Below are 24,417 nucleotides of genomic sequence, written 5' to 3'. Positions count from 1 at the left end.
GGGCTCCTTACGGTTTACTGCTTGCGTTTCGAGGGGATTTCGCGACGGGAAGGCTGATCCGAAAGGCTGTACGCCCCGGCACCGAGTTTACGGAAATCAGCGCCCCGTGATCGGTGATGATTTTCGAGACCAAGGCGAGCCCCAGCCCGGTGCCGTTTTCACGGCCCGAGACGAAGGGATCGAACACGCTGTCGGCGATATCCGGCGGAAGGCCGGGGCCGTCGTCAATGACCTCGACCTGAATGGGCAAATGCGCTTGATCCCCGTTGGGCATTGGCACCCGCAATCCGCTATCATAGAATGTCTTGAGGATGATATTCCCCATGTTACCAGTAGCTTCCGAGGCATTCTTGATCAAATTCAGAAACACCTGTTGGATCTGATCCGCGTCCACATAGACGTCCGGCAACGAGGGGTCATACAGCTTTGAAACTTCGATTCCAGAGGCATAACCCAACTGAGCCGTTGCCCACGCACGATCAAGAAGATCGTGGATATTCGTCGGCTGCCGCTCGGGCGGGCGCAGGTCTCCGAACCGTTCGACCTGATCCAACAACGCGACAACGCGGCGAGTTTCGGCCACGATCAGATCGGTCATTTCCTGATCTTCGGGCGGCAGAGACATCGACAAGAGCTGCGCCGCCCCCGAGATCCCCGCCAGCGGGTTCTTGATCTCATGCGCCAGCATCTCGGCCATGCCGATGGCCTGACGTGCGGCGGATTTCGTGTCTTGGACCTGCCCCAGCGTGTCCGAGCCGCCGCGCGGCTGAAGGATCACGATATAGCCCGCGCTGCTTCCTGCCTCCTCGGGCAGAGGGGCGATGCGAAGATTAACGTCCCGCGACGACCCGTCCGCCAAACGCATGTCTACACCGTCCACATAAAGCGCGTTGCTGCTCTCACGAACGCGGTTCAGTAGCTCGTCAAAATCCAGCGAGAACCCAAGCGTCACATTGGGATGCCTGCCGACCAACCGCCGCTCGGACAGGTTCAGAAAGCTCTCAGCCGCGCCGTTGACGCGCAACACGAGACCCTGCCTGTCTAGTTCCAGCCCCGGCACGGGCAAGACAGACCAGATGCGATCATCCCGGCTCATGCGGCCTTCCTTTCAGGGCTTAGGGCTTGGGGGATCAGGTCAATCACCTGCTTTGGCTCGCGCGACGACAGGATCTGTCGCCGCAGATCGGGATTGGTGCCTGCGTCATCCATATACCAGCCCAGATGCTTGCGAATGACACGCGCGCCCAGATCGGGGCCATAGAAGTCCAGACTGGCGCGGTAGTGGTCTGCGACAAGATTTGCCAGCACCTCTCCATTCGGAATGTCAGGCGCCGGCGCGCCATAAAGGTCATGCGCCACCTGTGCCAACAGCCAAGGCCGCCCACCAGAGCCACGGCCGATCATCACCCCATCTGCTCCGCTTTGCGCCAAGGCGTCGCGCGCGGTGGTGCTGTCGACGATGTCGCCATTGGCGATGACCGGAATGGAAACCGCTTCTTTCACCGGGCGGATCGCGGCCCAATTGGCCGTGCCCTTGTAAAACTGACAGCGCGTGCGCCCGTGAATGGTGATCAGCTGAATGCCCGCCCCTTCGGCCAGCCGGGCCAGCTCGGGCGCGTTCAAACTGCTGTCGTCCCAGCCCAGCCGGGTTTTCAGCGTAACCGGAATGCTGACTGCGCCGACGATCGCCTCGATCAGGCGGAGCGCGTGGTCCAGATCGCGCATCAATGCGGATCCTGACATTCCGCCGACCACTTTACGCGCCGGGCAGCCCATATTGATATCAATCAGCCGCGCGCCGTTTTGTTCGACCATACGCGCCGCCTCGCCCGCCCAGTACACGTCTCGCGCCGCCAGCTGGACCGAGGTCTTATCAAGCCCAAACCCCAACTCGGCCCGTTCACGCACACCGGGCTTGGCCTGCACCATCTCTTGGCTGGCCACCATTTCAGACACAACAAGCCCCGCCCCGAATGACGCGACGAGGTTACGAAACGGCAAATCAGTGATCCCAGCCATAGGAGCCAGAATCACGGGCGTTTCCAATTGAAGGGGTCCGACGGAAAGAGACATGCTTATTCCTTGTGCACTGCGTATAGTTAGGGCTGACCGCCCGTAATATATCAACAATTCGCGGAGTATTCGAGCATCGGATTTATTTTTTGCACATTATTTAGGCAGTTTTAGGGGCGCAGACTGCACAGTTGTTCTTCCTCTAAGCACAGCCTAAACAACTTGTATGACGACAGCAGCCATCATCGTGGCCGCCGGGCGCGGGACGCGTGCAGGTGGCGAAGTGCCAAAGCAATGGCGCCAGCTTGCCGGGAACAGCGTTGCGGCCCATACGGTGCAGGCGTTTCGGGCGCATCCCGAGGTCTCGCAGATCATTCTGGTGATTCACCCGGATGATCACGGTTTTGCAGACCCAATCGACGGCGTCACCTTGGTCCATGGAGGGGCAACGCGGGATGCGAGCGTCTTTGCCGGGCTTCAAGCGCTGCAATCCGGCGCTCCGGAACGTGTTCTGATCCACGATGTCGCCCGCCCCTTGGTCTCGGATCAGGTCATCCACGACGTGATTGCTGCGCTAGACCACGCGCCGGGCGCCGCCCCTGCCCTTCAAGTCACGGATGCCTTGTGGCGCGGGACGGATGGCAAGGTGACGGGCACGCAGGATCGTACCGGGCTGTTTCGTGCGCAGACTCCTCAGGGCTTCCGCTTCGCCGACATTCTGGCCGCGCACGCAACGCATTCGGGCGGCGCTGCAGATGATGTCGAGGTCGCCCGCGCCGCCGGGCTGGACGTCACCATTGTTGACGGTGATGAACAGAACTTGAAAATCACTACACCCGGCGATTTCGCTCGGGCCGAGCGTCTGCTCATGCAGCGCCAAGACAAGAACAAGGAGAACCGGATGGATATTCGGGTGGGCAGTGGCTACGACGTGCATGCGTTCGAAGACGGGGATCACGTGATCCTCTGCGGCGTCAAAATCCCGCATGAGCGCAAGCTGAAAGGCCATTCGGACGCCGATGTGGGCATGCATGCGCTGACCGACGCCATTTACGGCGCGCTGGCGGATGGCGATATCGGCCAGCATTTCCCGCCCTCGGACCCGCAGTGGAAGGGGGCTGCCAGCGACATTTTCCTGCGCCACGCAGTCGCGCTGGCAGGTGAACGTGGCTATCAGATTTCGAACGTAGATGTGACGCTGATTTGCGAGCAACCTAAGATCGGACCCAATGCACAGGCGATGCGTGCGGCGCTGTCTGACATTATGGGCTTGGCCGTGGACCGGATCAGCGTGAAAGCCACCACCAGCGAACGTCTTGGCTTTACCGGACGGTCGGAAGGCATCGCATCGATGGCCACGGCAACCCTGATCGGAGCTTAATATGACCCCCTCGACCGCCAAGCTGATCGCCACATTCTTCTATTCCGGCCTGATGCGTCCGGCCCCCGGCACGTGGGGCAGTCTTGCCGCCCTGCCCGCTGCGTGGATTCTGCATGTGATCGGAGGCCCTGTCGCCCTGACCGGCGCGACCATTCTGGCCTACCTGATCGGTTTGAAAGCGACCGAGGCCTATACGGCTGGAAAATCCGATCACGACCCATCCGAAGTGGTGATTGACGAGGTTGTGGGCATGTGGATCGCGCTCTTCCCGGTGTCCTTCGGCGCGCGGATGATGGGGGCGGACATTCTGGCGCTCTATCCCGGTTGGATCGTCGCCTTCTTGGCCTTCCGCCTGTTTGACATCACCAAATGGGGCCCAATTGGGACAGCCGACCGTCGCGGAGACGCCACCGGTGTCATGATGGATGACGTCTGGGCGGGGGTCGCGGCTGCAATCGTTGTCATCATTGCGGCCTATGCAGCGCATGGGTTTCTGATGTGATGAACGCGGCCGCACTTCTGGATCTGTGCCGAGCTCACGGCTTGAAGCTGGCAACGGCAGAAAGTTGCACAGGCGGCATGGTCGGCGCATGGCTGACCGAGGTTCCGGGCAGCTCGGACGTATTTGATCGCGGCTTCATCACCTATTCCAACACCGCCAAGCAAGATATGCTGGGCGTCACGACGGCCAGTCTAGAGGCGTTTGGGGCAGTGTCCGAGAAAGTCGCGGCTGAGATGGCATCCGGCGCGCTGGCCCGGTCGGGCGCTGACATTGCGGTCTCGATCACCGGCATCGCTGGTCCGGGCGGGTCCGAACACAAGCCCGAAGGGCGCGTTTGTTTCGGATTGGCCTATGGCGACACGATCTATGTCGAAACGCAGGATTTCGGCGCGCTGGGTCGCGACAAGGTACGCGAGGCTGCTGCAAAACGCGCTTTGGAACTGCTTACACAAGGGGCAGAAGCAATATCAGCCGAAGCCTAATCTGTTTTCACCGCGCGCAATCTGCGTGCATCCTGCTAGGCAACCCGCCTATTTATTAAGCAGCTTCAGTTTTCCGCCCTACCTTCACCTTTGAAATGCGCGTTCCGGGTGCTTTGCGCCAGAATTTCCATCACACCCCACTTTAACGGTTTCAAACCCAAGGAGGGGATTATGAACGGCGCAGATACCGCCTGGATCATCGTAGCAACAGCATTGGTGCTGTTCATGTCACTGCCGGGATTGGCGCTTTTCTATGGCGGCCTTGTGCGGGCACGCAACGTGCTAAGCGTTTTCATGCATGTTTACGCCATCGCCTGTCTGATGAGCATCCTGTGGTTGGCCTTTGGGTATACGATCGCGTTTGGCGACGCCTCGCATGGCTGGTTCGGGTCGCTGGACAAGGCGTTCCTGTCGGGCGTCACCGCTGACAGCCTGTCGGGCACCCTGCCCGAGGTTCTTTTCTTTGCCTTCCAGATGACCTTTGCCATCATCACACCTGCGCTGATTGTCGGCGCCTATGTGGAACGTGTGGGCTTTGGCTTCGTTCTGACGTTTTCGTCGCTGTGGATGCTGCTGTGCTATGCGCCCGTGGTCCACTGGATCTGGGGCGGCGGCGCTCTGGCTGATGGCGGCATCTTTGGCGAGATCGGCACCCGCGACTTTGCTGGCGGCATCGTGGTGCACGAAACCGCAGGCATTGCAGCCCTGATGATTGCCGTGGCCCTTGGCCCGCGCAAGCATCGCACAACCCCGCCCCACGCCCCGTGGATGGTCTTTGTGGGTGCTGCCATGCTGTGGGTCGGTTGGTTCGGCTTCAATGGTGGCTCGCAACTGGCCGCGGATGGTGGCGCAGCAATGGCCATCACCGTCACCCATATCTCGGCCGCCACGGCATCGCTAAGCTGGGCGCTGTATGAAAAGATCAAATACGGTAAAGCCAGCCTTGTGGGCATCGTCACCGGTACCATCGCGGGTCTTGCCTCGATCACACCAGCATCTGGTTTCGTTGGCCCGATCGCAGCCCTGATCATTGGTGCCGTCGCAGGTGTCCTGTGTCAGGAAGCGGTTAACTTCATCCGCAACAAGCTGCAGATCGACGATACGCTGGACGTCTTCGCAGTGCACGGCGTCGGCGGTATCTTTGGCACGATCATGATCGCGGTCTTTGGCCAGGGCAGTTTTGTCGCCCAGTTCGGCGCGCTGATCATCGTCGGTATTTTCACCTTCGTCGTCACCTACGTACTGATCAAAGTAACCGCAGCCATCACGCCCCTGCGTGTTGATCTGGAAACCGAGGTCAACGGTCTAGACCTGTCGGCACACGGCGAACGCGCCTACGACATCACCTCATAAATCGCTCACTCACGGCACCGGGAAAGGCGGAGGCGCAAGCTTTCGCCTTTTCCTTTTGCAGCGTGCGCTTACCGGGTCTCTTGAAAGCCCCGCCGCAAGTGCCCATAAGATTGGGCAGAACAATGGAGAATATGATGGACTTGGACAGCGGTTTTTGGATCTCTTGCGCGGCGATTGCCGGGCTTTTGGTGCTGTCTGCCTTCTTCTCCGGCTCTGAAACGGCCCTGACAGCAGCGTCGCGCGGCAAGCTGCGCTCGCGCGCTGACAAAGGTGACCGAGGTGCAAGCCGTGCGCTGAACATCACCGAGGACAACGAACGCCTGATCGGCTCGGTCCTTCTGGGCAACAACCTTGTGAACATTCTGGCGACATCGCTGGCGACCGCTTTATTTACGCGCCTTTTCGGCGACAGCGGCGTGGCACTGGCGACCCTTGTCATGACCCTGCTGGTCCTGATCTTTGCCGAGGTGCTGCCCAAGACCTATGCGATCACGCGGCCTGAGATGGCAGCCTCGCGCGCGTCGGGACCGATTGCCCTGATCATCCTTGTCTTTGCCCCGATCGTATCCGCCGTCCGCATGATCACCCGTGGCGTGTTGCGCCTGTTCGGCGTGGAAACCGACCCGGATAGCCAGATCCTTGCCGTACGCGAGGAAATCATGGGCGCCATCGCGCTGGGCCATTCAGAAGGCGCGGTCGAGAAAGAAGACCGCGACCGCCTGCTGGGCGCATTGGATCTTGGCGACCGCGCGGTCGAAGAGATCATGCTTCACCGCAGCCAGATCGAGATGATTGACGCCGACGCCCCCGCCGTCGAGGTTCTGGAGCAAATTCTGGAATCGCGCCATACGCGCTTGCCGATCTATCGCGATGAACCGGAAAACATCATTGGCGTTATTCACGCCAAAGACCTGTCGCGCGCGATGTATGCCTTCCAGCGCGAAGGTAAACTGATCGAGGAATTCGACGTGCTTCAGGTGGCGATGGAACCCTATTTCATCCCCGAAACCACCACGCTGGACGATCAGATGCGCGAGTTTCTGAAGCGCCACACGCATTTTGCGCTGGTGGTGGACGAATATGGATCGCTTGAAGGTCTGATCACGCTGGAAGACATTCTGGAAGAGATCGTGGGTGAAATCACCGACGAGTTCGACATCCAGACCGAACACGAGATTAAGCCTCAAAGCGACGGCAGTTTTATGGTGGAAGGCAGCGTCACCATCCGCGACCTGAACCGTGCGAAAGATTGGCATTTGCCGGATGAAGAGGCAAACACCATTGCTGGGCTTGTGATCCACGAAGCGCAAATGATCCCCAACGAGGGTCAGGTGTTCAGCTTCCACGGCTTCCGGTTCGAAGTTGTGAAACGCGACGGAAACCGGATCGAGCAGCTGAAGATCCGACCGCTATAACAGCCTCCTCTCCTGACCAAGACCGCGCCCATTTTTGAGTCCCTCAACAGTTTGTGCTATTCTGAATCATTGTTTCTCAATTTAGAGGGAGTATTGTTATGAGACCTTTTCTACTTTTAATTGGTATAGCTGTTACGTTATCCGCCTGCCAAATGAGCAATGACAGCAACTTAGTAACAATGAAATCTTGGTCACCGGCCATCGCGTGGCTTCCAAGACCGTGACAGAATCAGCGATCTGGGCGCTCTCAGGCGTCCCGATCGCACACAGACTTCTTTGATTGAACACATAAGGGCTAATCAGCGCCCTTTGAACAAAGACCCCAGAATGCCACGCACGATGCGTTTGCCTGTGGTGCCTTTCAGCTCCTTGATCACCACATCCGTCACGGCTTTTCCAAACCCGCCCGAGGACGACTTGCGGCGCGAGGTCGATCGCCCGACCTTGCTGCCTGAATAGCGCCGTCCGGCCCGATATTCCCGCTCCGCCGCGCTTACGGCTTCCTCTTCAAGACGCTCCGCTTCTTCAGCTTCCTTGGCAGCGTCTGCGGCCCGCTTGGTCAGGATTTCATAGGCGCTTTCGCGGTCCTTAAGAGTCTCGTACTTTCCAGCAATCGGCGAGGCGTCGATCAACGCTTTGCGCTCGGATTTTTCAATCGGTCCAAGTTGCGACGACGGCGGACGGATCAGCGTGCGTTCCACCACACCCGGAGCGCCTTTGGATTCCAGGAACGAGGTCACCGCCTCGCCCACCCCGACCTCGCGGATCGCGTCTTCGGTCGAAAAGCGCGGGTTGTCGCGATAGGTTTCGGCGGCCTGCTTCAACGCGCGGCGATCTTTGGCAGTAAAGGCGCGCAGAGCGTGTTGCACGCGGTTGCCCAGCTGGCCCAGAATGTCCTCGGGCACATCGTCAGGGTTCTGGGTGACGAAATAGACGCCCACGCCTTTGGATCGGATCAGACGCGCGACCTGTTCGACCTTGTCCACCAGCGCTTTGGGGGCGTCGTCGAACAGCAGATGCGCCTCGTCAAAGAAGAAAACCAGCTTGGGTTTGTCGGGATCACCGACCTCGGGCAGTTCCTCGAACAGTTCCGACAGCAGCCAAAGCAGGAAGGTCGCATAAAGCCGCGGCGCGCCCATCAGCTTGTCGGACGCAAGGATCGAGATCCGCCCGCGCCCATCCGTGTCGGTCCGCATGATGTCTGACAGCTCTAACGCGGGTTCGCCGAAAAGCTTGTGGCCACCTTGGTTTTCCAACACCAGAAGCGCGCGCTGGATGGCCCCGATCGAGGCCGTCGAGACATTGCCATAGCGCAGCGACAGATCCTTGGCATTCTCGCCCACCCAGACCAGAAGCGCCTGAAGGTCTTTCAGGTCGAGAAGCCCAAGCCCCTGTTCGTCCGCTACGCGAAAAGCAATGTTCAAGACCCCTTCCTGTGCGTCGGTCAGTTCCAACAGGCGCGACAGCAAAAGCGGGCCCATCTCGGACACCGTGGTGCGGATTGGGTGCCCCTGATCGCCGTAGAGATCCCAGAACGTGACCGGGAAAGCGCCATAGGAGTAGTCGTCGAACCCAATCTTTTCAGCGCGTGAGGTAAAGGCGTCGTGCAGTTTGAACCCCTCGCTGCCTGCCTTGGCCAAACCTGACAAATCGCCTTTTACATCTGACAAAAACACTGGCACGCCTTGGGCAGCAAAGCTTTCGGCCATGATCTGCAATGTGACGGTTTTCCCGGTGCCCGTGGCGCCCGCGACCAGCCCGTGACGGTTCGCGTATTTCAGCAAAAGCCCCTGTTTCTCGCCGTAGTTTTCTCCACCGCCACCAATGAAAATCGTACCGTCCACGTGCCTGCCTCCTAGGCTTCAAAATAGTCTTGCCTGAGACAATACTAAATTAACCAAAACAGGCCATACTGTATTCATTCCCGTTGACCAATTGGGTCTGGGAAGACTTCCTCCCTGTCAGACTGCCGCGCCTTCGGGCGCGGTTTTTTTATCATGTTCAATACCTTGCACGAAAAGACGTGCAGAATTGAGCGGTGACGTAAAAAGTTCCGATTATGTCAAACACACCTCACTTTCTAGCTTGACCGACCAATGCAAGTGACATAGCGTCGCCCCCATAAGCCGGTCAGTCCGGCAGGGAGAGAAATTCGAAAGGGATCCGCGACAGCGGGTCCCTTTCTTTTTGGGCGCAGATTTGGCGCTTTTCTGCCTGTCTATTTAGGTGATCTCCACTCCGATCGGCGGTCTGTCGCCACCCCATGCGTTTCGCCCTGTTTTCCCACCAATCCAACGCATTTCCACCTGACACCCCTGTGGCGCCATGCTATCCCATCCCCAACAAAATTGATTTCGAAACAAGGAACGATCATGAATATCGAGCTGATCAAATCCCTTTCACTGGTGGCAGCCCTGTCAATTGGCACTGCGGCCACGGCACAGGAGAATTCGGACGCCACCACGGATGAGGCTCCGGCGACCCAACCCGCCGTGGATCTGGGCGAACCCGTGAACAGCACCCGCCAGCCCGGGCAGACCTATATCGAGAAGGTCACCGGGGACTGGGAACGCAAGTGCATTGCCCTTCCAGAAGGCCAAGGGGACGATCCCTGCCAGATGTATCAGCTTCTGAAGGACAACACCGGAAACGCCGTTGCCGAGATTTCGCTGGGCAAACTGCCCGAGGGCACTCAGGCCGTGGCCGGCGCAACCGTGGTTGTCCCGCTGGAAACGCTGCTGACCCAACAGCTGACGATCTCGGTTGATGGCACACAAGGCCGCCGCTATCCGTTCCGCTTCTGCACCCAGCTGGGCTGTGTCGCGAATATCGGCTTCACCAACGACGAAATCGCGGGCTTCAAAGCAGGTGCGAACGCAATGATATCAATCGTTCCAGCTGCCGCGCCTGATCAGCGCGTCAACCTGACGATGTCTCTGGCAGGCTTTACAGCCTCTTTTGACGAACTGTCGGTACCGGCTCCACGCCCTGCACCGGCAGCACAGTAAGCACCTAAAAAATGAACGCAAAACGCCGCCCTAGCCTAGCTGGGCGGCGTTTTTGTTTGGATGTCACTTTTTTGCGCGCTCAGTGCGCCCGCAGGGCCAGCACCGCATTCAGCCCGCCAAAAGCAAATGCGTTCGAGAGAACCGCACCAACCTTCACATCGCGCGCCACATTCGGCACCACGTCCAGCGCGCATTCCGGATCGGGTTCTTCATAGCCAATCGTGGGCGCAATTACGCCGTCACGCAGTGCCATGATGCAGGCCAGAAGCTCGACCGCGCCGGTGCCGCCGATCAGATGCCCATGCATGGATTTGGTAGACGAAATCATCAGCTCATCCGCGTGATGCCCAAACGCATCCGCCACCGCCGCACACTCTGTCTTGTCATTGGCTGCTGTACCGGTGCCGTGGGCGTTGATATAGCACACGTCTTCCGGGTTCAGGCGTGCATCCCGCATCGCACCGGTAATCGCCCGAGACGCGCCCTGTTTCGATGGCATCACAATATCCGCTGCGTCCGAGGTCATGGCAAAGCCGACCACCTCGGCCAGGATCTCGGCCCCACGAGCCTTCGCGTGTTCGTACTCTTCGAACACGAACACGGCCGAGCCTTCGCCCTGCACCATCCCGTTGCGATTGGCCGAGAACGGACGACAGGCGTCTTTCGACATGACCCGCAGGCCTTCCCAAGCCTTGATCCCACCAAAGCACAGCATCGCCTCGGACCCACCGGTGACCATGACATCCGCCATGCCCGTCCGGATCATCTGCATCGCCTGCCCCATCGCGTGGTTGGAACTTGCACAGGCCGTTGCCACGGTAAAACTTGGCCCCTTCAGGTTCCACTCCATCGATACATGGCTGGCGGCCGCGTTGTTCATCAGCTTGGGCACGACAAACGGGTGCACCCGGTTCTTGCCGTCCTCGTAGACCGAGCGGTAATTCTCATCCAGCGTGTTCATCCCACCGCCGGACGTACCCAGCACCACACCGGACCGCGCCGCCAATTCGCCCGAAAAAGTCAGGCCGGACTGGCCAATCGCCTCGCGTGCGGCGATCAGAGTGAACTGGGTGAAGCGGTCATAAAGCGCGATTTGCTGACGATTGAAGGTTTCTTCCGGCTCATAGCCTTTGACCTGCGCCCCGATGCGGATCGACAGGCGTTCAACGTCCTGAAACTCGAGATCCGAGATCCCGCAGCGCCCTTCGCGCATGGCTTCAAGCGTCTCAGGCACGTTACGGCCAAGCGCGTTGATTGTGCCTTGGCCGGTGATGACAATTCGTTTCATAATAACTAGGCGGCTTGATCCGCAACCAGTCCTTCGACCGCGCGAATGATGGCGGCCACAGACGATATGTCGAACTCGCTTGCCGATGGGTCGTTGGCGTTAAACGGCACCGAGATGTCGAAGGCTTCCTCAATCGCGAAGATGCTTTCAACAAGGCCCAGGCTGTCGATGCCAAGGTCTTCCAAGGTTTGATCTAGGCTGACATCGCCCGGCTCGAGAACGGCCTGTTCGGCGATGATGGCAATGACGCGGTCCTGAATGGTTTCAGACATGTGGTTCCCTTTCGCGTTGGCGAATTTCTAGCCCTTGTCCACCAGTTTTGTAACTGTTTTTTGAAGTTCGCGCAGCGTCTCGGCCAGACGCGGCAAACGGCGTAATTCGCGCCGGATGGCCATCTCGGTCTCGATCTTCACGGCTGGGCTTCCCAGTACGGCACGGCCTGCAGGCACGTTGGTATAGATGTTGGTGCCGCCGCCCGCGATCACATCATCCCCGATGAAGATATTGTCGCTGACGCCGACCTTGCCGCCCAGCACGACGCGGTTGCCGATCTTGGCCGATCCCGACACGCCAACATTGCCGCACATCATCACGTCTTCGCCCACTTCGGCGTTGTGGCCGACCTGAACCTGACAGTCGATCTTGGTGCCGCGTCCAATGCGCGTGGCCCGGATCGTACCGCGGTCGATGGTCGAGCTCGCCCCCAGTTCCACGTCGTCGCCGATCTCGACACCGCCCAGAGAATGGACCCGTGCCCAGTGCGCGCTGCCTTCCACGGATCCGGCCGTTTCACCTTCGGCCATACCGCCGCGCAGACTTTCAACCGCGCTTTCCTTGTCCAGTGTCACGAACGAAAATCCGTCGCCGCCCACGACCGAATTGGATTGCCCGGTATAGCGGTTTCCAATGCTGCAGAGATGCGCGATGCGCGCGCCCGGGTGCAGGGTCAAGTCGTCGCCAATCACCGTGCCATAGCCAATCGAGGCATGCGCCCCGATCTGCGCATTCGCACCGATTTTCACATCCGCCCCGATCACAACCAGTGGTCCAATATGGGCGCCTTCTCCGATCTCGGCGCTGTCATCGACAACTGCAGACGGGTGGATGCCCGGTGCAATGCCCAGCCCCGGATCCAATGCGCGGGTCAGAACGGGCATCGCCGTTTTGCCGCGCGACATGCAAATTGCGCCGTCCAGTCCAAGTGCCCGCCAGTCAGCCCCGTCCCACAGCAAAGCTGCGCGGGCCTGTCCGTCGGCAATGCCATCGGCATATTTCGGGTCCATTGCCAGCGCCAGTTGATCCGCGCGGGCATCCTGAGGCTCGGCTGCGCCTGACAGGACAATGCTGCCATCGCCGTGGAATTCAGCCCCCAATGCGGCGGCAATCTCGGACAGGGTGAAAGTCATTCAACGCTCCTTTAAGGGTGCCGGGCTTCTGCGCCCGAACACCGCACTAAAGGATTTAACCATCCACGGCGTGAAGTGCTACCCCAGCATTCTGCAAAGCGGCCCAAACTTTCGCGTCACGGCCATAAATGTCGCGACGATAGTTCACCCGACCCTTCGCAGGCGCGACCGCGGTACGATAGACGATATGCACCGGCACGTGTTGCTCGAGATCGACCTGGGTCTCGCGGCGGGTATCCAGCGCCTTGTGGAAGGTCGCTTTGGGATTGCGGCTTTGTTTAGCCAGCAGCGCGTAAGCGAAATCAAACGGATCGCTCAGACGAATGCAGCCATGGCTGAAGGCGCGCACTTCACGGGCAAACAGGCTTTTGGATGGTGTGTCGTGCAAATAGATGTTGTGTTTGTTCGGGAACATGAACTTCACAAGCCCCAGCGCATTGCGTGACGACGGCGCCTGCTTGATCGCAAACGGGAAGCTACGCGCGGTGAACTCGTTGAAATCCATCCCCTCGCGGCTGACCACGCGCCCCCGGCTGTCAATCAGCTTCAGATGGCTGACCGCATTGGGGTTCTTCTTCAGCATCGGCAGATACTCTTTTGTCGCGATGGATCGCGGCACGTTCCAAGTGGGGTTGATCACCATGTGCTCCATCACGTCCGAAAACTCGGGGCTGCGCTGATCCGAGACATTCTTGCCGATAACCGACCGGGTCTGAAATGTCACAGCGCCATGATCGACGATTTTGGCTGTGAAATCGGTCAGGTTGACCCAAACGTGACGTTCGCCACGGTCGAAATTAGTCCAGCGCTCACGCTCCATCGCCACAAGCACCGAGGCCAGACGTTTTTCGGGGGAAACGTTGATCTCTCCAATGGTGCCAGCGCCAGCCACTCCATCGTCATTCAGGCCGTGATCAGCCTGAAACTGCTGCACGGCTTTCTGGATTGACGCATCATAGGTGCGGCTGGCCGAGCGGCTCAGATACCCCATACGCACCAGACGGTTACGCAGCGCAATGACGGCGTCCCCAGACTGACCGGGCTTCAATTTTTTCGCCGAAACGGTCTTGCCCCAGCCGCCATGCTGGATGGTTGCTTCCAACCGAAGCTTTTCGCGCATCAGACGGCCATATTCGACGTGGCTGGGCGGCAGAGATTTCAGGTATCCGGCGGGCGAGGACGCAGCAAAGGTGGTCAGAATATCCGCGCCATCTATGCGCTCGACCTTACGGGCAATGCCACTGTCAATCTTTGACGGGGTCAGAATGCCCGTGTTCACCCCTTGCGCATAGTCCACCAGCAGCGTGGACAGTTCAACCTCAAGCGCGCCAAGTTCACGCACCGACGTGACATTCGCCATGCGGGATTTCAGATCATGTAGATCAACGGCCGGAAGCCCGTGATCGGCGGCCCTGGACAATGCAGCAAAAAGTGCTTTCCGACGGGCCAGATCTTCGGCAGACGTGCCCGTCCAAATCGGCTGATACGCAGTGGCCCGATAGAATGCAGCAACCTCGCCCTCGCGGGCCGCAGCCTCGGCGACCGATTGGGCAAAAGCGGAAACCGAGCTCTGCGCGGTCGCAGGAGCCGGTGAAGAAATACTCAGAACAGCGACCCCGACAGCTGCAAACGCAAAAGTCAAAAAGGGTGCACGCGCGGGCAATGTTTTCGTCATGTCATGTCCGAAATAAATGAGATCGTACTGATGTTCAGTATTCCAACATCTGGTTAAGTCTGTCTATTCACAATAAAGAAATCCACGTTACGTTTAATACAAAGCACTTAAACTGCTTCCGGAATACCTTACCCAAATCGGATCAAATGCAGCACCCACGCCACGATTAACCTCAGATTGAGGATTTTCAGCAAATTCCTGCCGATTTTTCTTGAACCCGTTAAGGGACTGAAAACTCTACTTGGCGCACGATTCGAGTTGTGTCATAAGAAGGCACGTCTGGGGATTAGGCAAACATACCACCCCGATTTGACCACAGAGTCAGGCGGGTATGGTGACAGGCAAGCGACGGGACACGCTACGACAATGACCTACGGGACTTCGAACGGCTTGAAATCGGGCATCACTCGGCGCGGGCTACTTGGGGCTTTTGCAGCAACAGCTGTAACGTCTGCCCCGATGTATGCGAATGCAGCCGGTTTTTTGCGCGGAGGCGGCGATGTGCGCCGACTGGCCATGTATTCGGGCCGCACCGGCGAAACCATCAACATGATCTACTGGGTTGAAGGCAAGTACATCAAAGATGCCCTGAAAGAGATCAATCATTTCATGCGTGACTGGCGCACGGATACCTCGATCAAGATCGACACCCGCACCATCGACATCATGGCAGCCGCCCACGGCCTGATGGATGTGCGCGAGCCTTACACCATGCTGTCTGGCTATCGCTCGCCGAAAACTAACGCAATGCTGCGTACTCGCTCTCGCGGGGTGGCGAAGAATTCGCTGCATATGAAGGGTCAGGCTGCGGATTTGCGCCTGAAAACTCGTTCCGTGAACCAGATTTTCAAAGCTGCGGTAGCGTGTAATGGCGGTGGCGTCGGTAAGTACTCCGGATCGAACTTCGTGCATATGGATTGCGGCGTGGTGCGCACTTGGGGTCGCTGATCCCAGAACGCATAGACTGAAGCAAAGGCGCCCTCGGGCGCTTTTTTGTTGTGACGCCGTAGGTTGTTTGGCATCAAGTCCTGAACGACTGACGAGGCCCCGATGAAACCTTTCCTGATCCTGCAACTACGCCCGGAAACTGATGCCTCGGATGACGAGTTTCAAGCGTTCCTGTCAAAAGGTGGCCTGACCGAGGATCAAGTTCACCGCATCCGTCTAGATCAAGAAGACATTCCGGCCGATCTGGACCTGTCCAACTATGCCGGCGTGATCGTTGGCGGAGGACCCGGCTGTGTGTCAGATGCGCCCGAGAAGAAATCCGAGATCGAAGCCAAGATCGAAGCCGAGTGCCTGTCGCTGATGCCGCAGATCACGTCGCGCGACATCCCGTTCTTGGGCTGTTGCTATGGCATCGGCATTCTGGGCCATCACCTTGAACCTGGCGCGGTGTCAAAAGACCAATTCGGAGAGCCCGTCAGCGCCAGCCCCTGCCGCATCACCGACGACGGACGCACAGATCCGCTGTTGGCCGGCATTCCCAACACGTTTGAGGCTTTCGTGGGCCACAAGGAAGCCATGCAACGCCTGCCCGAAGGTTGCGTGCAACTGGTGACTTCCGCCCCCTGCCCGTTCCAAATGATCCGCTTTGGCCAGAACGTCTATGCGACACAATTCCACCCGGAAGCTGACGCGCACGGCTTTGAAACCCGGATCGGCATCTACAAACATCACGGCTATTTCCCGCCAGAGGAAGCAGACGCGCTGGTCAAGATGGTCCACGCAGCCGACGTCCACGCGCCAGCGCAAATCCTGCGGAACTTCGTGGACCGGTATCGGGGCAGCTAAGCCCGCCCGCGGGCAGATGCCTCAGATATAATTGAGAAAATGGCGCACCCGAGAGGATTCGAACCTCTGGCCTCTGCCTTCGGAGGGCAATGACCATTGCATTAAGCATATATTTTACAATACCTTACGCATTGCGTAAAAAGTAAGTGCCTAATTTGTGCAATGCTCGAAGGTCAACTTTTCTCACTCAGCTTCCCCTCAATACATTGAATCAGGGGAACAAAATTTTCAAAATCTGACGCATTGTTCCTAGTCAGAATGAAATCTTCAAAGTCTCTCTTCCTACTGCCATCAAAGTTACTTTTTGTACGTCCAAGAGAGTCCGTGACGGTGATCTTGAAGCCGTCAAAAAGGCTTTCAGGAAATAGATTTTCAATTCCTTTCGATGCAACCTGATTTGCTATATTCTGTTTAAAAACAAACGGTACAGTACTATTCACTTCCTCTAGCCCCCTATATTCATTTGCATCTGAATCCCAAACGACCAACACAGGTGTCTGGTGAGGAACTTTGGAGAAAAAGTCGAACATCGACTTCAACTGCGACTTTCCTGATCTGTCAGTCAATCCATCCATGACTTCGACTCCACTAATCTCATTTTGATCCAGTAGCATCTTAAGAAAGGAGACATTTCGACCTTCTGTAAGAATGACCAAACCACTCTGCGAAATCTGGTCAAACAATCTTACTCCCTCATCAAGTGTCGCAAATCCCTCGGTAAGAACCGATAATGCCTCGGCCTTGCTCTTTTTGGCGATCCGATTTTCTCCTTCTGCATTCATTACGAATACTGAACTCTCCGGAGCCAAAGCTATAGTTGATGGTGAGTGGGAAACTAAAATTACTGAAGTGCCACGCTGAACAAAAGTTTCAGATAATACACTAAGTAAATTTTGCACCATTGACGGATGGAGAGAAGCATCAACCTCATCAAGCAACAACACATCTGGCCAAATCTCCGCAGAGGAAGAACTGTAAACAGTTGCCACGAGGGCCATTAGCACTTTTTCACCTGACGAAAGTTGTTCAAACGTCGGCTTCACGTCAGACCTGCTTTGATGCTCAAGCTCGACAGTAAATTCGTCGTTCCGATCTAGTCCTTCGGGATCTGTAACTTTGTATGGCAATGTTCCAAATAAATTGAGAATTTCGTTGATCACGTCCCAAGGCTTTGGACCATGTCTCTGAGTAAATTCTTCCTCCGAAAGAACATCGAGTTTCTCTCCACACTCTGCATTTCGATATTTCCGATATCGATTTGAATCGTACTTTGAGTAGTAGTCGGAAAAAATCCGACTCAACTGCGATGGAAGAACTCCATCCTGCGCTGTCAAGTCTACTAGCTCAACAAAGTCGGATTCACCCAATTCGTGCACAGCTGATTGAATACTATTGGCAAGCTTTAACATAGCCTTTTGCTGCTGTGTGTTTTTTAGCCGACTGTCTCCACGAATGTGTTGCAATACTCGATTTCGATAGCCGTCGAATGCCTCGTAAACTTCGCTATCGCCGATGTCGTCGAGTGTAAGGGAGAGCAACGGCTTTCGTTTTTCTAGAGCAATACTTTTCAACTCTTGCAGGCATTCACCTTTAAGAGCAACCTCGGCAATATTTTCTAGTTGCCCCAAAATACTTGGCTTACCACTTGCTCCTTGTGAAACCGATTTCCAAAAACTTTTCCGCTCTACCTCCAATTGTGAAACGGAAAATCTTCCTTCGTTCTGAAGTCGAAAATTCTGAAAGTTAAAATGTACAATTAAGTTTGCGGGCCTGTTGGAAATCGCAACTTTTCTAGCTGCGATGGCCTGCAGTAGATGGCTTTTTCCAGCCCCATTTATGCCGGTAATTACTGTAAAATCCGGAAGTTCTACAGCATTGAATTTATTAATAGAAAGGTGATCGGATACAAAATTTAGCTTCAAATTCACGACTCCAGACACTCTTAGCTAGTTAGCATACAGAAAATAGCGGATACCCCAAGAGTTGGATTGCACGAGAATGCGCTTTTTCGAAAACACAGAATGACTGGTCGAAGCAACCTATAGCTGCATGTGAAATAGTATTCATCTCTATCTAGAACACTGGTGGTAGGGTGCAAATACTCCTTATCTAAGTGAGTTCAATCGTCCTCGAACTATGAAATCACCCACCTAAGTAACATTATATTTCATCAATATAATCAGCACCTTAGACCACATAAATAGTTCTTATTTAAGTGGGGAAAGAAAATTGATTGATGATGAAGTTCGAGGGTTTCTCTTAGAGATTCTGCCTGAAAAAAGTGCTGCCCTAACCTTAAACATGAAGCAAGGTGACCGGCATGGTTGGCTGGACGAGATTGAAGCCCGAAAAAACTTTCGGCACTTTATGAACAGGCTCAATCAAAGGGCATATGGGAATGCTTTCCGAAGATACGGAAAGCGGCTTCAGGTTCTGCCTGTTCTTGAACGATCCAGAGACAACCGGCTCCACTATCATGCCTTCCTCGGAAACCCCTTCGATGACATCAGTCAGCTTCGAACCGAAGTTTGGGAAGCTTGGTCGAAGACCAGATGGGGCTACGGACAGTTTGATGTTCAATCCGTCTACAGTGACGGCTGGTTGGATTACATCATGAAATCCGGACGTCTGGATGCCCTAGACGTCGAAAACATGTACACAGTTCGCTGAAATAATTTTCCTTACTCCGTACATCCACAATCGTTGAACCTATGCGATGAGGCTGCTCCAGCAACCTTTAATTCTAACTATGCCTAAAGGTCAAAAAAGAACCCAAACAGAAGAGGACCAGTATATGACACAAACAAACGTTGACACACTCATGAACTTCCGACTCCCAAGCCCACTGAAAAATGAATTCCAGAAACTTTGCAGAGCCAAACACCTGTCCATGACAGCTCGTCTCAATTTGTTCATCTCGGACTTTGTGGAGCAGGAACTCAGCAAGACACCAAAATGGTCCGAGTCAAAGTCTTCCGGTATCAAAGCTACTGACGACTCTTGGAGAGACGAGTTACTACAATGAGTCCGAACCATTCCAGAAAGACAATGAGCTTCAGCTCCTTTATGGCCTTGGAAGAATGGAAACGTGCCAAGTACACAGATTCGGAACTGGCAGGTCGACTTTCAAGACGGATCAACAGAACTGCAAGCTTGATCAGAAAGTCAACTCAACCGAACCAGCAAGTAAAGCTTGTTGGAGCACAAAATCATGACCTATCACTCATATTGCGGCTGATCCTCCGATCCCAAAAAACAAAAGTTGGGCAATGATCGGTTCGTGTGCGGAACGGTACGTGCAACAAAAAGGGCCTGCCGAGTGGCAGACCCTTGTTTTAAAGTCGATGGTATTGCTTCAAGCTTGAGCCGAAATCCTTCCAAGTCTTGTCACGGCTAGTCGCTCGACACAGGACAGGAAACATTCTGCACACTTTCGATCCAGCCAATAGAAGACGACAGTCAATACTCTGAATGTGCCGCAAACCCGATAGCAATCGAAATGGATACTAACAGGAAGATCGAGGTTGCACTCTGGATCGTGAACTTTGACGGTTGGAAACGTTACCGTGAAACTCTTACGATGTCGGTCCCTCTGCTCTGTCTCGATCTCGTGTTCTAATCTTGTACTAGCGATCGAATCCAATACATCACCTACTCCAAAATCCACATCCATACTTTCAAAATCATACAATTTCATTTCATACCTCATTTTCATTTCATTTTCCCCCACAGGGGCAAAGCTACTTAGGCCTCGAGCTCGAAAAATTCGTTATGTTCTATAAAAAATGTAATGAAAATCAGTAACTTATTGTTACGTATTGGAAAATTCCAAGTGCAAATCTGTGTTCGATTTCTTCTCGTTTTGATACTGTTCCTAAGATCCAAAAGATAACGAGTTAGGGGACACTATGGCACTTGGAAAGCAGGCAAAAACACTCACCAGCAAGCAAGTGAAGGTATTACTCCACTATGTTGGAGGACTTAGAAACGGATTGAGAAATCGGGTGGTCGTCTTACTATCTGTCAAGGCTGGACTAAGAGCCAAGGAAATTTCCAGCATTACATGGTCGATGGTTATCGACGCTGATGGAAATCTGGGAGAAAATATCCGTCTCGAGAACGTTGCATCAAAGGGAACCTCCGGACGTGTGATTCCTATGAACGACGAGCTTCGTCGTCATATACAGGAGCTATTGGATAAACAGAACGACAATGGTTCGTTTCTCCCCGAAGCTAGGCTGATTCAAACCGAACGATCAGAATGCACGACTGCGCAAGTCATAGTCAACATGTTCCACGGTTGGTTTTCGGCACTAGGTCTGTCTGGATGTTCTTCTCACAGCGGTCGACGAACCTTTATAACTAATGCAGCGAGAAAGGTTTCAACGGTAGGTGGGAGCATCCGGGACGTTCAGTTGCTTGCTGGACACTCTTCCCTCCAAACCACACAGCGGTACATTGAGTCGGAGTCAAATGTCCGCAGAAAGCTTGTAAACTTGGTTTAATTAATTGAGAGAATCTCGCTAAAGCTATGAAAAAAACCTTCTACATTCTGATATTTGCATTTCTTGGCATGAACTCGACAGCGAATGCTGTTACCTGCACTCCTACGTCGGAAATGGAATTTTCCGTAGGTGGTGTAATGAGTGACGACACTCTCAATGTTCGAGCAGGGCCAACCACAAAGTATCCAGTTGTGACTGAGCTTCGTCATAATGAAGTCGGTATCAGATACGGGGGTGACAGGTACTTCCTCGATTGGGAATGCCAATCCATGTGCAGAAAGCTAGTTTCTGGAAGTACAGTTATTTCGGACGAAATAAGCTCTCAGTGTTTTCAACGAAATCAAGTTTGGTTTGAGATCATCACTCCAAATGGGATGACAGGCTGGGTGTCAGCCAAATACCTGAGGGTTACAAAAGAAACTGTCACCCAAGACGAAAGCACAAACCAACCAGCGGTTTTAGACAGCGTTGCCACACAATCAAATAGTTCATCAACTATAAGCAAGGAGTTCGAGAACTCTATGCTTGATCGTCTATTTTTGGAACTTTGCTATGAGGGCCGGTACATTCCACCATCGATGTGGGCACGAATTGAAGCCAAGTACAAAGAACGTCTCTCAGATTCTGGTCTTACAACCAAACAGATTCAAAATGTGAGAGAAAGGCTGAAGAATGGTGAACTCTATCAATTCTTTCTCTTGGGGTTGATTACTCAAGCTGGTGGTTACGACTCCCACTGGCAGGAAGAGTGCAACCTCAACACATCTGCCTACCTGTTCAAATAACGACAAGTTCGACGTAGGTTCATTCTAACAGAGAGTTTTTTGGGGGTTGGCCTATTAGGGTTCGATGGTCATTAGCCAGACAAAGTGATTGATTGCTAAAAATGCTTCTGCAACGTCCGAGGCTTTCCACACGACTCGCTCTCGTCCTTCTACATCAATCGATGGTCCGAAGTTTGGGATGTCATTGATCCACGAAGCTGGTCCAAAAACTCTATGCGGATTTCGATCATCATTTGTCAGAGTTATCTGTACGTCTCCTATTTGAAGTCTGATCGAAGAGTTGAGATTTTGAAAGTCGTTTTCCATCAATTTAAAACGTGAGGGTGAAATCAGTCCGTAGACCTCCACCGAACCGTTGGGTAGCTCTTTAAGACCAAGAGCCGATGGAGCCGATTCCGGGAGTTCGAAGTTTCCTTCCGGGAGCTTCATTACGGGAACGTGGACCCGAAGTGACACGTATGTGTCCAGCCCTACATTTTGGCAAACCGGGGGATCTTTAAGAGGATAGTATTTTGACAAAATTTCACGAACGGCTTCCTTGTTCTCCTCACACCTTTCTTTTGAAACAGCTTCAATGCGAATTTGCGTCGGAGTATTTAGGTACTGTCCACTTTCGGAAACAGCGAAAACATCCGTTACAAAAAGATCGAAATCACTGTCAACTTTGCACCCCGACAGAGCAACGGCAGCCAAAACTGTCATCGAGATTCTTTTTGGTAAGCCTGTAGTCCAAAACATTAAAAAATCCTTCTTTATCGGAACACTCACTCAAACGGATACTTCGTCTCGCTACTAATCGTTGCTCGTTGTGGACCTTTAGTCAACGTCGCTGCCAAGGTCGAAGTTACGATGTGACCATAGTGCTTCTCAAGCATCTCTACCGACGTCCCCATTTGTTTTGCCAGGATGAACGGGCTGACTTCATTACTTAAACGTTGGGTAGCGTAAAAGTGCCGTAGGGAGTAGATCGTCCGATTTTTCCCATGACGTTCTACCGGGATTCCAACAAACTCAAGCAGCGAAACCAAAGCTCGCTTCATTGACTTGATAACATCTCCATTGGGGTGGACGAACAAGTGCTCGGAAAGCTTTGGGGCCTCCCCCAACTCACTCAACCGTAGGTCATATAACCGCTTGACGTACTCGTTAGCTCCAGTTTGGAAAACGACTTCCCTATGACCCGTTTTACCATAAACCTCAGCAATGATCCTCGTCCCATCTTCCGTAGATACGGTTCTCAGGTCACTCCACTTTAACCTTCTGGCCTCCCCCACTCTAAGGCCGGAATTTGCAAGGATAAGGAAATATTGCCAAGCAACAAATCTATCTCTCCACGATCCCTTGGTATGCCCATCCTTTATCCACTCTCGTGCCATCCGTGTTATTCGCTTCCATTCCTTGGGTGTGAAGGTCGGCCGTCGCTCAGGCTTGACGGCTGGAGTTGAAAAATCCGGTAAGTCAGAGATGTATCCCTTCGACTTTGCAAATTTGAAGAGAGGAACCAAGCAAGTCTTTTCACGTTTCAAAGTACCGTTAGAAGGTGATTTTCGGTTGAAATTGGTTTTCCTCCAAAGCCAGTACTCAGAGAACTCTTTCGAGGAGATCTTGTCGATCTTCATCGACCCAAAGTATTTCAAAGCGTACGAGCGAACCCGTTCGACCGTAGCATCCCACTTTCCACCTAGCTTTGTTGGTCTGATGGTGTGTTGAGCCTTTTCCCACTCATCGAATACCTGAGAAAAGGTTTTGGTATTAAGTGACCCACCCGCTTTCACATGAAGGGCAAGCTCATCATAAAGATTTAGAGCAAACCTCTCTGCCTCGAGAAGATCGCCGGTCCTCGTACTGATACGCTTGTAGCCAGCAGAACCCGGCACCCGAATACGAGCCTGATACTTGGGTTTCTTCAGCCCATCCCGCTTGTACAGCATGACCCGACCGTCACCCCTGACATCAATCGGATCGGATTCGAAACGTCTCACCATCTCACCTCCTGACACTTTTCAAGTGTAATCAGTAGGTTAGAACACTGACACAGAATTTGTGCATGTTTTGTGATGGGCAAATTTTGAGCCATTTCCAATACTATGGACCCAAAATGCGTTGTTTTTAAGTTATTTTTGGCGCACCCGAGAGGATTCGAACCTCTGGCCTCTGCCTTCGGAGGGCAGCGCTCTATCCAGCTGAGCTACGGGTGCCTAAGGGCGGGATATAGGCCATCGCCCTGCCCCCCGCAACATCAAACAGATGCAAATCGAGCCAGCGTAAAAGAAAAGGGCCGCCGAACCGGCAGCCCTTCCCAAATTCTGCATCTCGGCGATTAACGCTTCGAGAACTGGAACGAACGACGTGCTTTGCGGCGGCCGAACTTCTTACGTTCAACAACACGCGAGTCACGGGTCAGGAAGCCAGCAGCTTTCAGGGCGCCGCGCAGCGAGGGTTCATAAAGCTGCAGAGCTTTCGAAATCCCGTGCTTAACAGCACCAGCTTGGCCCGACAGACCGCCGCCTTTAACGGTGGCAACAACGTCGAATTCGCCTTCAACACCAGCAACCTGTGCGGGCTGACGTACGATCAGCTGCAGCACGGGGCGTGCGAAGTATTTGTCCATTTCCTTACCGTTCACGGTGACCTTGCCGGAACCCGGCTTGATCCACACGCGCGCAACAGCGTCTTTACGCTTGCCGGTGGCATAGGAACGACCCAGCTCGTCACGGACGGGCTCACGGGGGGCGGCAACCTCAACAACGGCTTCGGTGCCTTCTGCGACGGCGTTCAGCTCGTCCAGCGATTTGATCTCTTCAGTCATG

The 24,417-nt window shown here is 54.6% G+C and carries 22 protein-coding genes and 1 tRNA gene; 11 read left to right on the top strand and 12 right to left on the bottom strand.

Annotation, left to right across the window (positions count from 1 at the left end; all coding sequences use genetic code 11):
• Positions 1-7 precede the first annotated feature (7 nt).
• Positions 8-1,096 carry a nitrogen regulation protein NR(II) gene (locus G0Q00_RS01835; protein WP_163035834.1) on the bottom strand — a complete coding sequence of 363 codons (1,089 nt, stop codon included), beginning with the start codon at positions 1,094-1,096 and terminating at the stop codon, positions 8-10.
• Entirely contained in the window at positions 1,093-2,073 is a 981-nt protein-coding gene (gene dusB / locus G0Q00_RS01830) for a tRNA dihydrouridine synthase DusB (RefSeq protein WP_163035832.1), read from the bottom strand. The genes G0Q00_RS01835 and dusB overlap by 4 nt, the downstream gene beginning before the upstream one ends.
• A gap of 166 nt (positions 2,074-2,239) precedes the next feature.
• Between dusB and G0Q00_RS01825 the strand changes: the two genes are divergently transcribed.
• The 5 genes from G0Q00_RS01825 (at position 2,240) to G0Q00_RS01805 (ending at position 7,146) form a co-directional block, all read left to right on the top strand.
• Positions 2,240-3,394, top strand: coding sequence for a bifunctional 2-C-methyl-D-erythritol 4-phosphate cytidylyltransferase/2-C-methyl-D-erythritol 2,4-cyclodiphosphate synthase (locus G0Q00_RS01825; protein ID WP_163035830.1), 1,155 nt, complete (start codon positions 2,240-2,242; stop codon positions 3,392-3,394).
• A 1-nt stretch (position 3,395) separates the two neighbouring features.
• A complete protein-coding gene (locus tag G0Q00_RS01820; RefSeq protein ID WP_163035828.1) occupies positions 3,396-3,896 on the top strand; it encodes a phosphatidylglycerophosphatase A in 501 nt (166 codons plus the stop codon).
• Complete coding sequence (locus G0Q00_RS01815) at positions 3,896-4,378, top strand: CinA family protein (RefSeq protein ID WP_163035826.1); 483 nt, start codon at positions 3,896-3,898, stop codon at positions 4,376-4,378. Before G0Q00_RS01820 ends, G0Q00_RS01815 begins: the two co-directional genes overlap by 1 nt.
• A gap of 171 nt (positions 4,379-4,549) precedes the next feature.
• Complete coding sequence (locus G0Q00_RS01810; RefSeq protein ID WP_163035824.1) at positions 4,550-5,731, top strand: ammonium transporter; 1,182 nt, start codon at positions 4,550-4,552, stop codon at positions 5,729-5,731.
• 122 nt (positions 5,732-5,853) lie between these two features.
• Positions 5,854-7,146, top strand: coding sequence for an HlyC/CorC family transporter (locus G0Q00_RS01805; protein ID WP_163035822.1), 1,293 nt, complete (start codon positions 5,854-5,856; stop codon positions 7,144-7,146).
• Positions 7,147-7,445: 299 nt separating this feature from the next.
• On the opposite strand, the gene G0Q00_RS01800 is transcribed toward G0Q00_RS01805, so the two are convergent.
• On the bottom strand, positions 7,446-8,990 hold the full coding sequence (locus G0Q00_RS01800; protein ID WP_163035820.1) for a helicase HerA-like domain-containing protein: 1,545 nt from the start codon (positions 8,988-8,990) through the stop codon (positions 7,446-7,448).
• Between the two features lie 528 nt (positions 8,991-9,518).
• Between G0Q00_RS01800 and G0Q00_RS01795 the strand changes: the two genes are divergently transcribed.
• The gene (locus G0Q00_RS01795; RefSeq protein WP_163035818.1) at positions 9,519-10,154 is read left to right on the top strand and encodes an invasion associated locus B family protein; all 636 of its coding nucleotides are present in this window, start codon (positions 9,519-9,521) and stop codon (positions 10,152-10,154) included.
• A 79-nt stretch (positions 10,155-10,233) separates the two neighbouring features.
• Here G0Q00_RS01795 and G0Q00_RS01790 read toward each other — a convergent pair whose 3' ends face one another.
• The 4 genes from G0Q00_RS01790 to G0Q00_RS01775 are packed head-to-tail and all read right to left on the bottom strand — an operon-like array spanning position 10,234 to position 14,523.
• Complete coding sequence (locus G0Q00_RS01790; protein ID WP_163035816.1) at positions 10,234-11,442, bottom strand: beta-ketoacyl synthase; 1,209 nt, start codon at positions 11,440-11,442, stop codon at positions 10,234-10,236.
• Positions 11,443-11,447: 5 nt separating this feature from the next.
• A complete protein-coding gene (locus G0Q00_RS01785) occupies positions 11,448-11,714 on the bottom strand; it encodes an acyl carrier protein (RefSeq protein WP_163035814.1) in 267 nt (88 codons plus the stop codon).
• A 27-nt stretch (positions 11,715-11,741) separates the two neighbouring features.
• The gene (locus tag G0Q00_RS01780) at positions 11,742-12,848 is read right to left on the bottom strand and encodes a UDP-3-O-(3-hydroxymyristoyl)glucosamine N-acyltransferase (RefSeq protein WP_163035812.1); all 1,107 of its coding nucleotides are present in this window, start codon (positions 12,846-12,848) and stop codon (positions 11,742-11,744) included.
• A 55-nt stretch (positions 12,849-12,903) separates the two neighbouring features.
• Positions 12,904-14,523: a murein L,D-transpeptidase gene (locus G0Q00_RS01775; RefSeq protein WP_163035810.1), complete on the bottom strand. Its 1,620-nt coding sequence runs from the start codon at positions 14,521-14,523 to the stop codon at positions 12,904-12,906.
• 366 nt (positions 14,524-14,889) lie between these two features.
• Here G0Q00_RS01775 and G0Q00_RS01770 point away from each other — a divergent pair, with 366 nt between their 5' ends.
• On the top strand, positions 14,890-15,471 hold the full coding sequence (locus G0Q00_RS01770; RefSeq protein ID WP_163035808.1) for a DUF882 domain-containing protein: 582 nt from the start codon (positions 14,890-14,892) through the stop codon (positions 15,469-15,471).
• Between the two features lie 102 nt (positions 15,472-15,573).
• On the top strand, positions 15,574-16,317 hold the full coding sequence (locus G0Q00_RS01765; protein ID WP_163035806.1) for a glutamine amidotransferase: 744 nt from the start codon (positions 15,574-15,576) through the stop codon (positions 16,315-16,317).
• Positions 16,318-16,490: 173 nt separating this feature from the next.
• Here G0Q00_RS01765 and G0Q00_RS01760 read toward each other — a convergent pair whose 3' ends face one another.
• Complete coding sequence (locus G0Q00_RS01760) at positions 16,491-18,245, bottom strand: AAA family ATPase (protein ID WP_163035804.1); 1,755 nt, start codon at positions 18,243-18,245, stop codon at positions 16,491-16,493.
• 301 nt (positions 18,246-18,546) lie between these two features.
• Here G0Q00_RS01760 and G0Q00_RS01755 point away from each other — a divergent pair, with 301 nt between their 5' ends.
• The 3 genes from G0Q00_RS01755 to G0Q00_RS01745 all read left to right on the top strand — a co-directional run bounded on the left by G0Q00_RS01755 (position 18,547) and on the right by G0Q00_RS01745 (position 21,607).
• Positions 18,547-18,987 (top strand): hypothetical protein, encoded by a 441-nt coding sequence (locus G0Q00_RS01755; protein ID WP_163035802.1) that lies wholly within the window; start codon positions 18,547-18,549, stop codon positions 18,985-18,987.
• A 1,238-nt stretch (positions 18,988-20,225) separates the two neighbouring features.
• The gene (locus tag G0Q00_RS01750) at positions 20,226-20,822 is read left to right on the top strand and encodes a site-specific integrase (protein WP_163035800.1); all 597 of its coding nucleotides are present in this window, start codon (positions 20,226-20,228) and stop codon (positions 20,820-20,822) included.
• Positions 20,823-20,848: 26 nt separating this feature from the next.
• Positions 20,849-21,607: an SH3 domain-containing protein gene (locus tag G0Q00_RS01745; RefSeq protein WP_163035798.1), complete on the top strand. Its 759-nt coding sequence runs from the start codon at positions 20,849-20,851 to the stop codon at positions 21,605-21,607.
• 54 nt (positions 21,608-21,661) lie between these two features.
• On the opposite strand, the gene G0Q00_RS01740 is transcribed toward G0Q00_RS01745, so the two are convergent.
• From G0Q00_RS01740 to rpsI, 4 genes are all read right to left on the bottom strand, one after another.
• Complete coding sequence (locus G0Q00_RS01740; protein ID WP_163035796.1) at positions 21,662-22,345, bottom strand: hypothetical protein; 684 nt, start codon at positions 22,343-22,345, stop codon at positions 21,662-21,664.
• A gap of 26 nt (positions 22,346-22,371) precedes the next feature.
• Positions 22,372-23,589, bottom strand: coding sequence for a site-specific integrase (locus G0Q00_RS15835; RefSeq protein WP_163035794.1), 1,218 nt, complete (start codon positions 23,587-23,589; stop codon positions 22,372-22,374).
• Between the two features lie 139 nt (positions 23,590-23,728).
• A tRNA-Arg gene (locus G0Q00_RS01730) sits at positions 23,729-23,805 on the bottom strand.
• 122 nt (positions 23,806-23,927) lie between these two features.
• On the bottom strand, positions 23,928-24,416 hold the full coding sequence (gene rpsI, locus G0Q00_RS01725) for a 30S ribosomal protein S9 (protein WP_142853027.1): 489 nt from the start codon (positions 24,414-24,416) through the stop codon (positions 23,928-23,930).
• Between the last annotated feature and the right edge of the window lies 1 nt (position 24,417).

Origin of the sequence: Aliiroseovarius sp. PrR006 (assembly GCF_010500215.1) — a bacterium.
Classification (GTDB): domain Bacteria; phylum Pseudomonadota; class Alphaproteobacteria; order Rhodobacterales; family Rhodobacteraceae; genus Aliiroseovarius.
This window is presented reverse-complemented; position numbering and strand designations above follow the sequence as displayed.

Coding starts and splice junctions, on each gene's coding strand:
- G0Q00_RS01835 (WP_163035834.1), bottom strand. CDS start 1,096: ATGAGCCGGGATGATCGCATCTGGTCTGTCTTGCCCGTGCCGGGGCTG.
- dusB (WP_163035832.1), bottom strand. CDS start 2,073: ATGTCTCTTTCCGTCGGACCCCTTCAATTGGAAACGCCCGTGATTCTG.
- G0Q00_RS01825 (WP_163035830.1), top strand. CDS start 2,240: ATGACGACAGCAGCCATCATCGTGGCCGCCGGGCGCGGGACGCGTGCA.
- G0Q00_RS01820 (WP_163035828.1), top strand. CDS start 3,396: ATGACCCCCTCGACCGCCAAGCTGATCGCCACATTCTTCTATTCCGGC.
- G0Q00_RS01815 (WP_163035826.1), top strand. CDS start 3,896: ATGAACGCGGCCGCACTTCTGGATCTGTGCCGAGCTCACGGCTTGAAG.
- G0Q00_RS01810 (WP_163035824.1), top strand. CDS start 4,550: ATGAACGGCGCAGATACCGCCTGGATCATCGTAGCAACAGCATTGGTG.
- G0Q00_RS01805 (WP_163035822.1), top strand. CDS start 5,854: ATGGAGAATATGATGGACTTGGACAGCGGTTTTTGGATCTCTTGCGCG.
- G0Q00_RS01795 (WP_163035818.1), top strand. CDS start 9,519: ATGAATATCGAGCTGATCAAATCCCTTTCACTGGTGGCAGCCCTGTCA.
- G0Q00_RS01790 (WP_163035816.1), bottom strand. CDS start 11,442: ATGAAACGAATTGTCATCACCGGCCAAGGCACAATCAACGCGCTTGGC.
- G0Q00_RS01785 (WP_163035814.1), bottom strand. CDS start 11,714: ATGTCTGAAACCATTCAGGACCGCGTCATTGCCATCATCGCCGAACAG.
- G0Q00_RS01780 (WP_163035812.1), bottom strand. CDS start 12,848: ATGACTTTCACCCTGTCCGAGATTGCCGCCGCATTGGGGGCTGAATTC.
- G0Q00_RS01775 (WP_163035810.1), bottom strand. CDS start 14,523: ATGACGAAAACATTGCCCGCGCGTGCACCCTTTTTGACTTTTGCGTTT.
- G0Q00_RS01770 (WP_163035808.1), top strand. CDS start 14,890: ATGACCTACGGGACTTCGAACGGCTTGAAATCGGGCATCACTCGGCGC.
- G0Q00_RS01765 (WP_163035806.1), top strand. CDS start 15,574: ATGAAACCTTTCCTGATCCTGCAACTACGCCCGGAAACTGATGCCTCG.
- G0Q00_RS01750 (WP_163035800.1), top strand. CDS start 20,226: ATGGCACTTGGAAAGCAGGCAAAAACACTCACCAGCAAGCAAGTGAAG.
- G0Q00_RS01745 (WP_163035798.1), top strand. CDS start 20,849: ATGAAAAAAACCTTCTACATTCTGATATTTGCATTTCTTGGCATGAAC.
- G0Q00_RS01740 (WP_163035796.1), bottom strand. CDS start 22,345: ATGTTTTGGACTACAGGCTTACCAAAAAGAATCTCGATGACAGTTTTG.
- rpsI (WP_142853027.1), bottom strand. CDS start 24,416: ATGACTGAAGAGATCAAATCGCTGGACGAGCTGAACGCCGTCGCAGAA.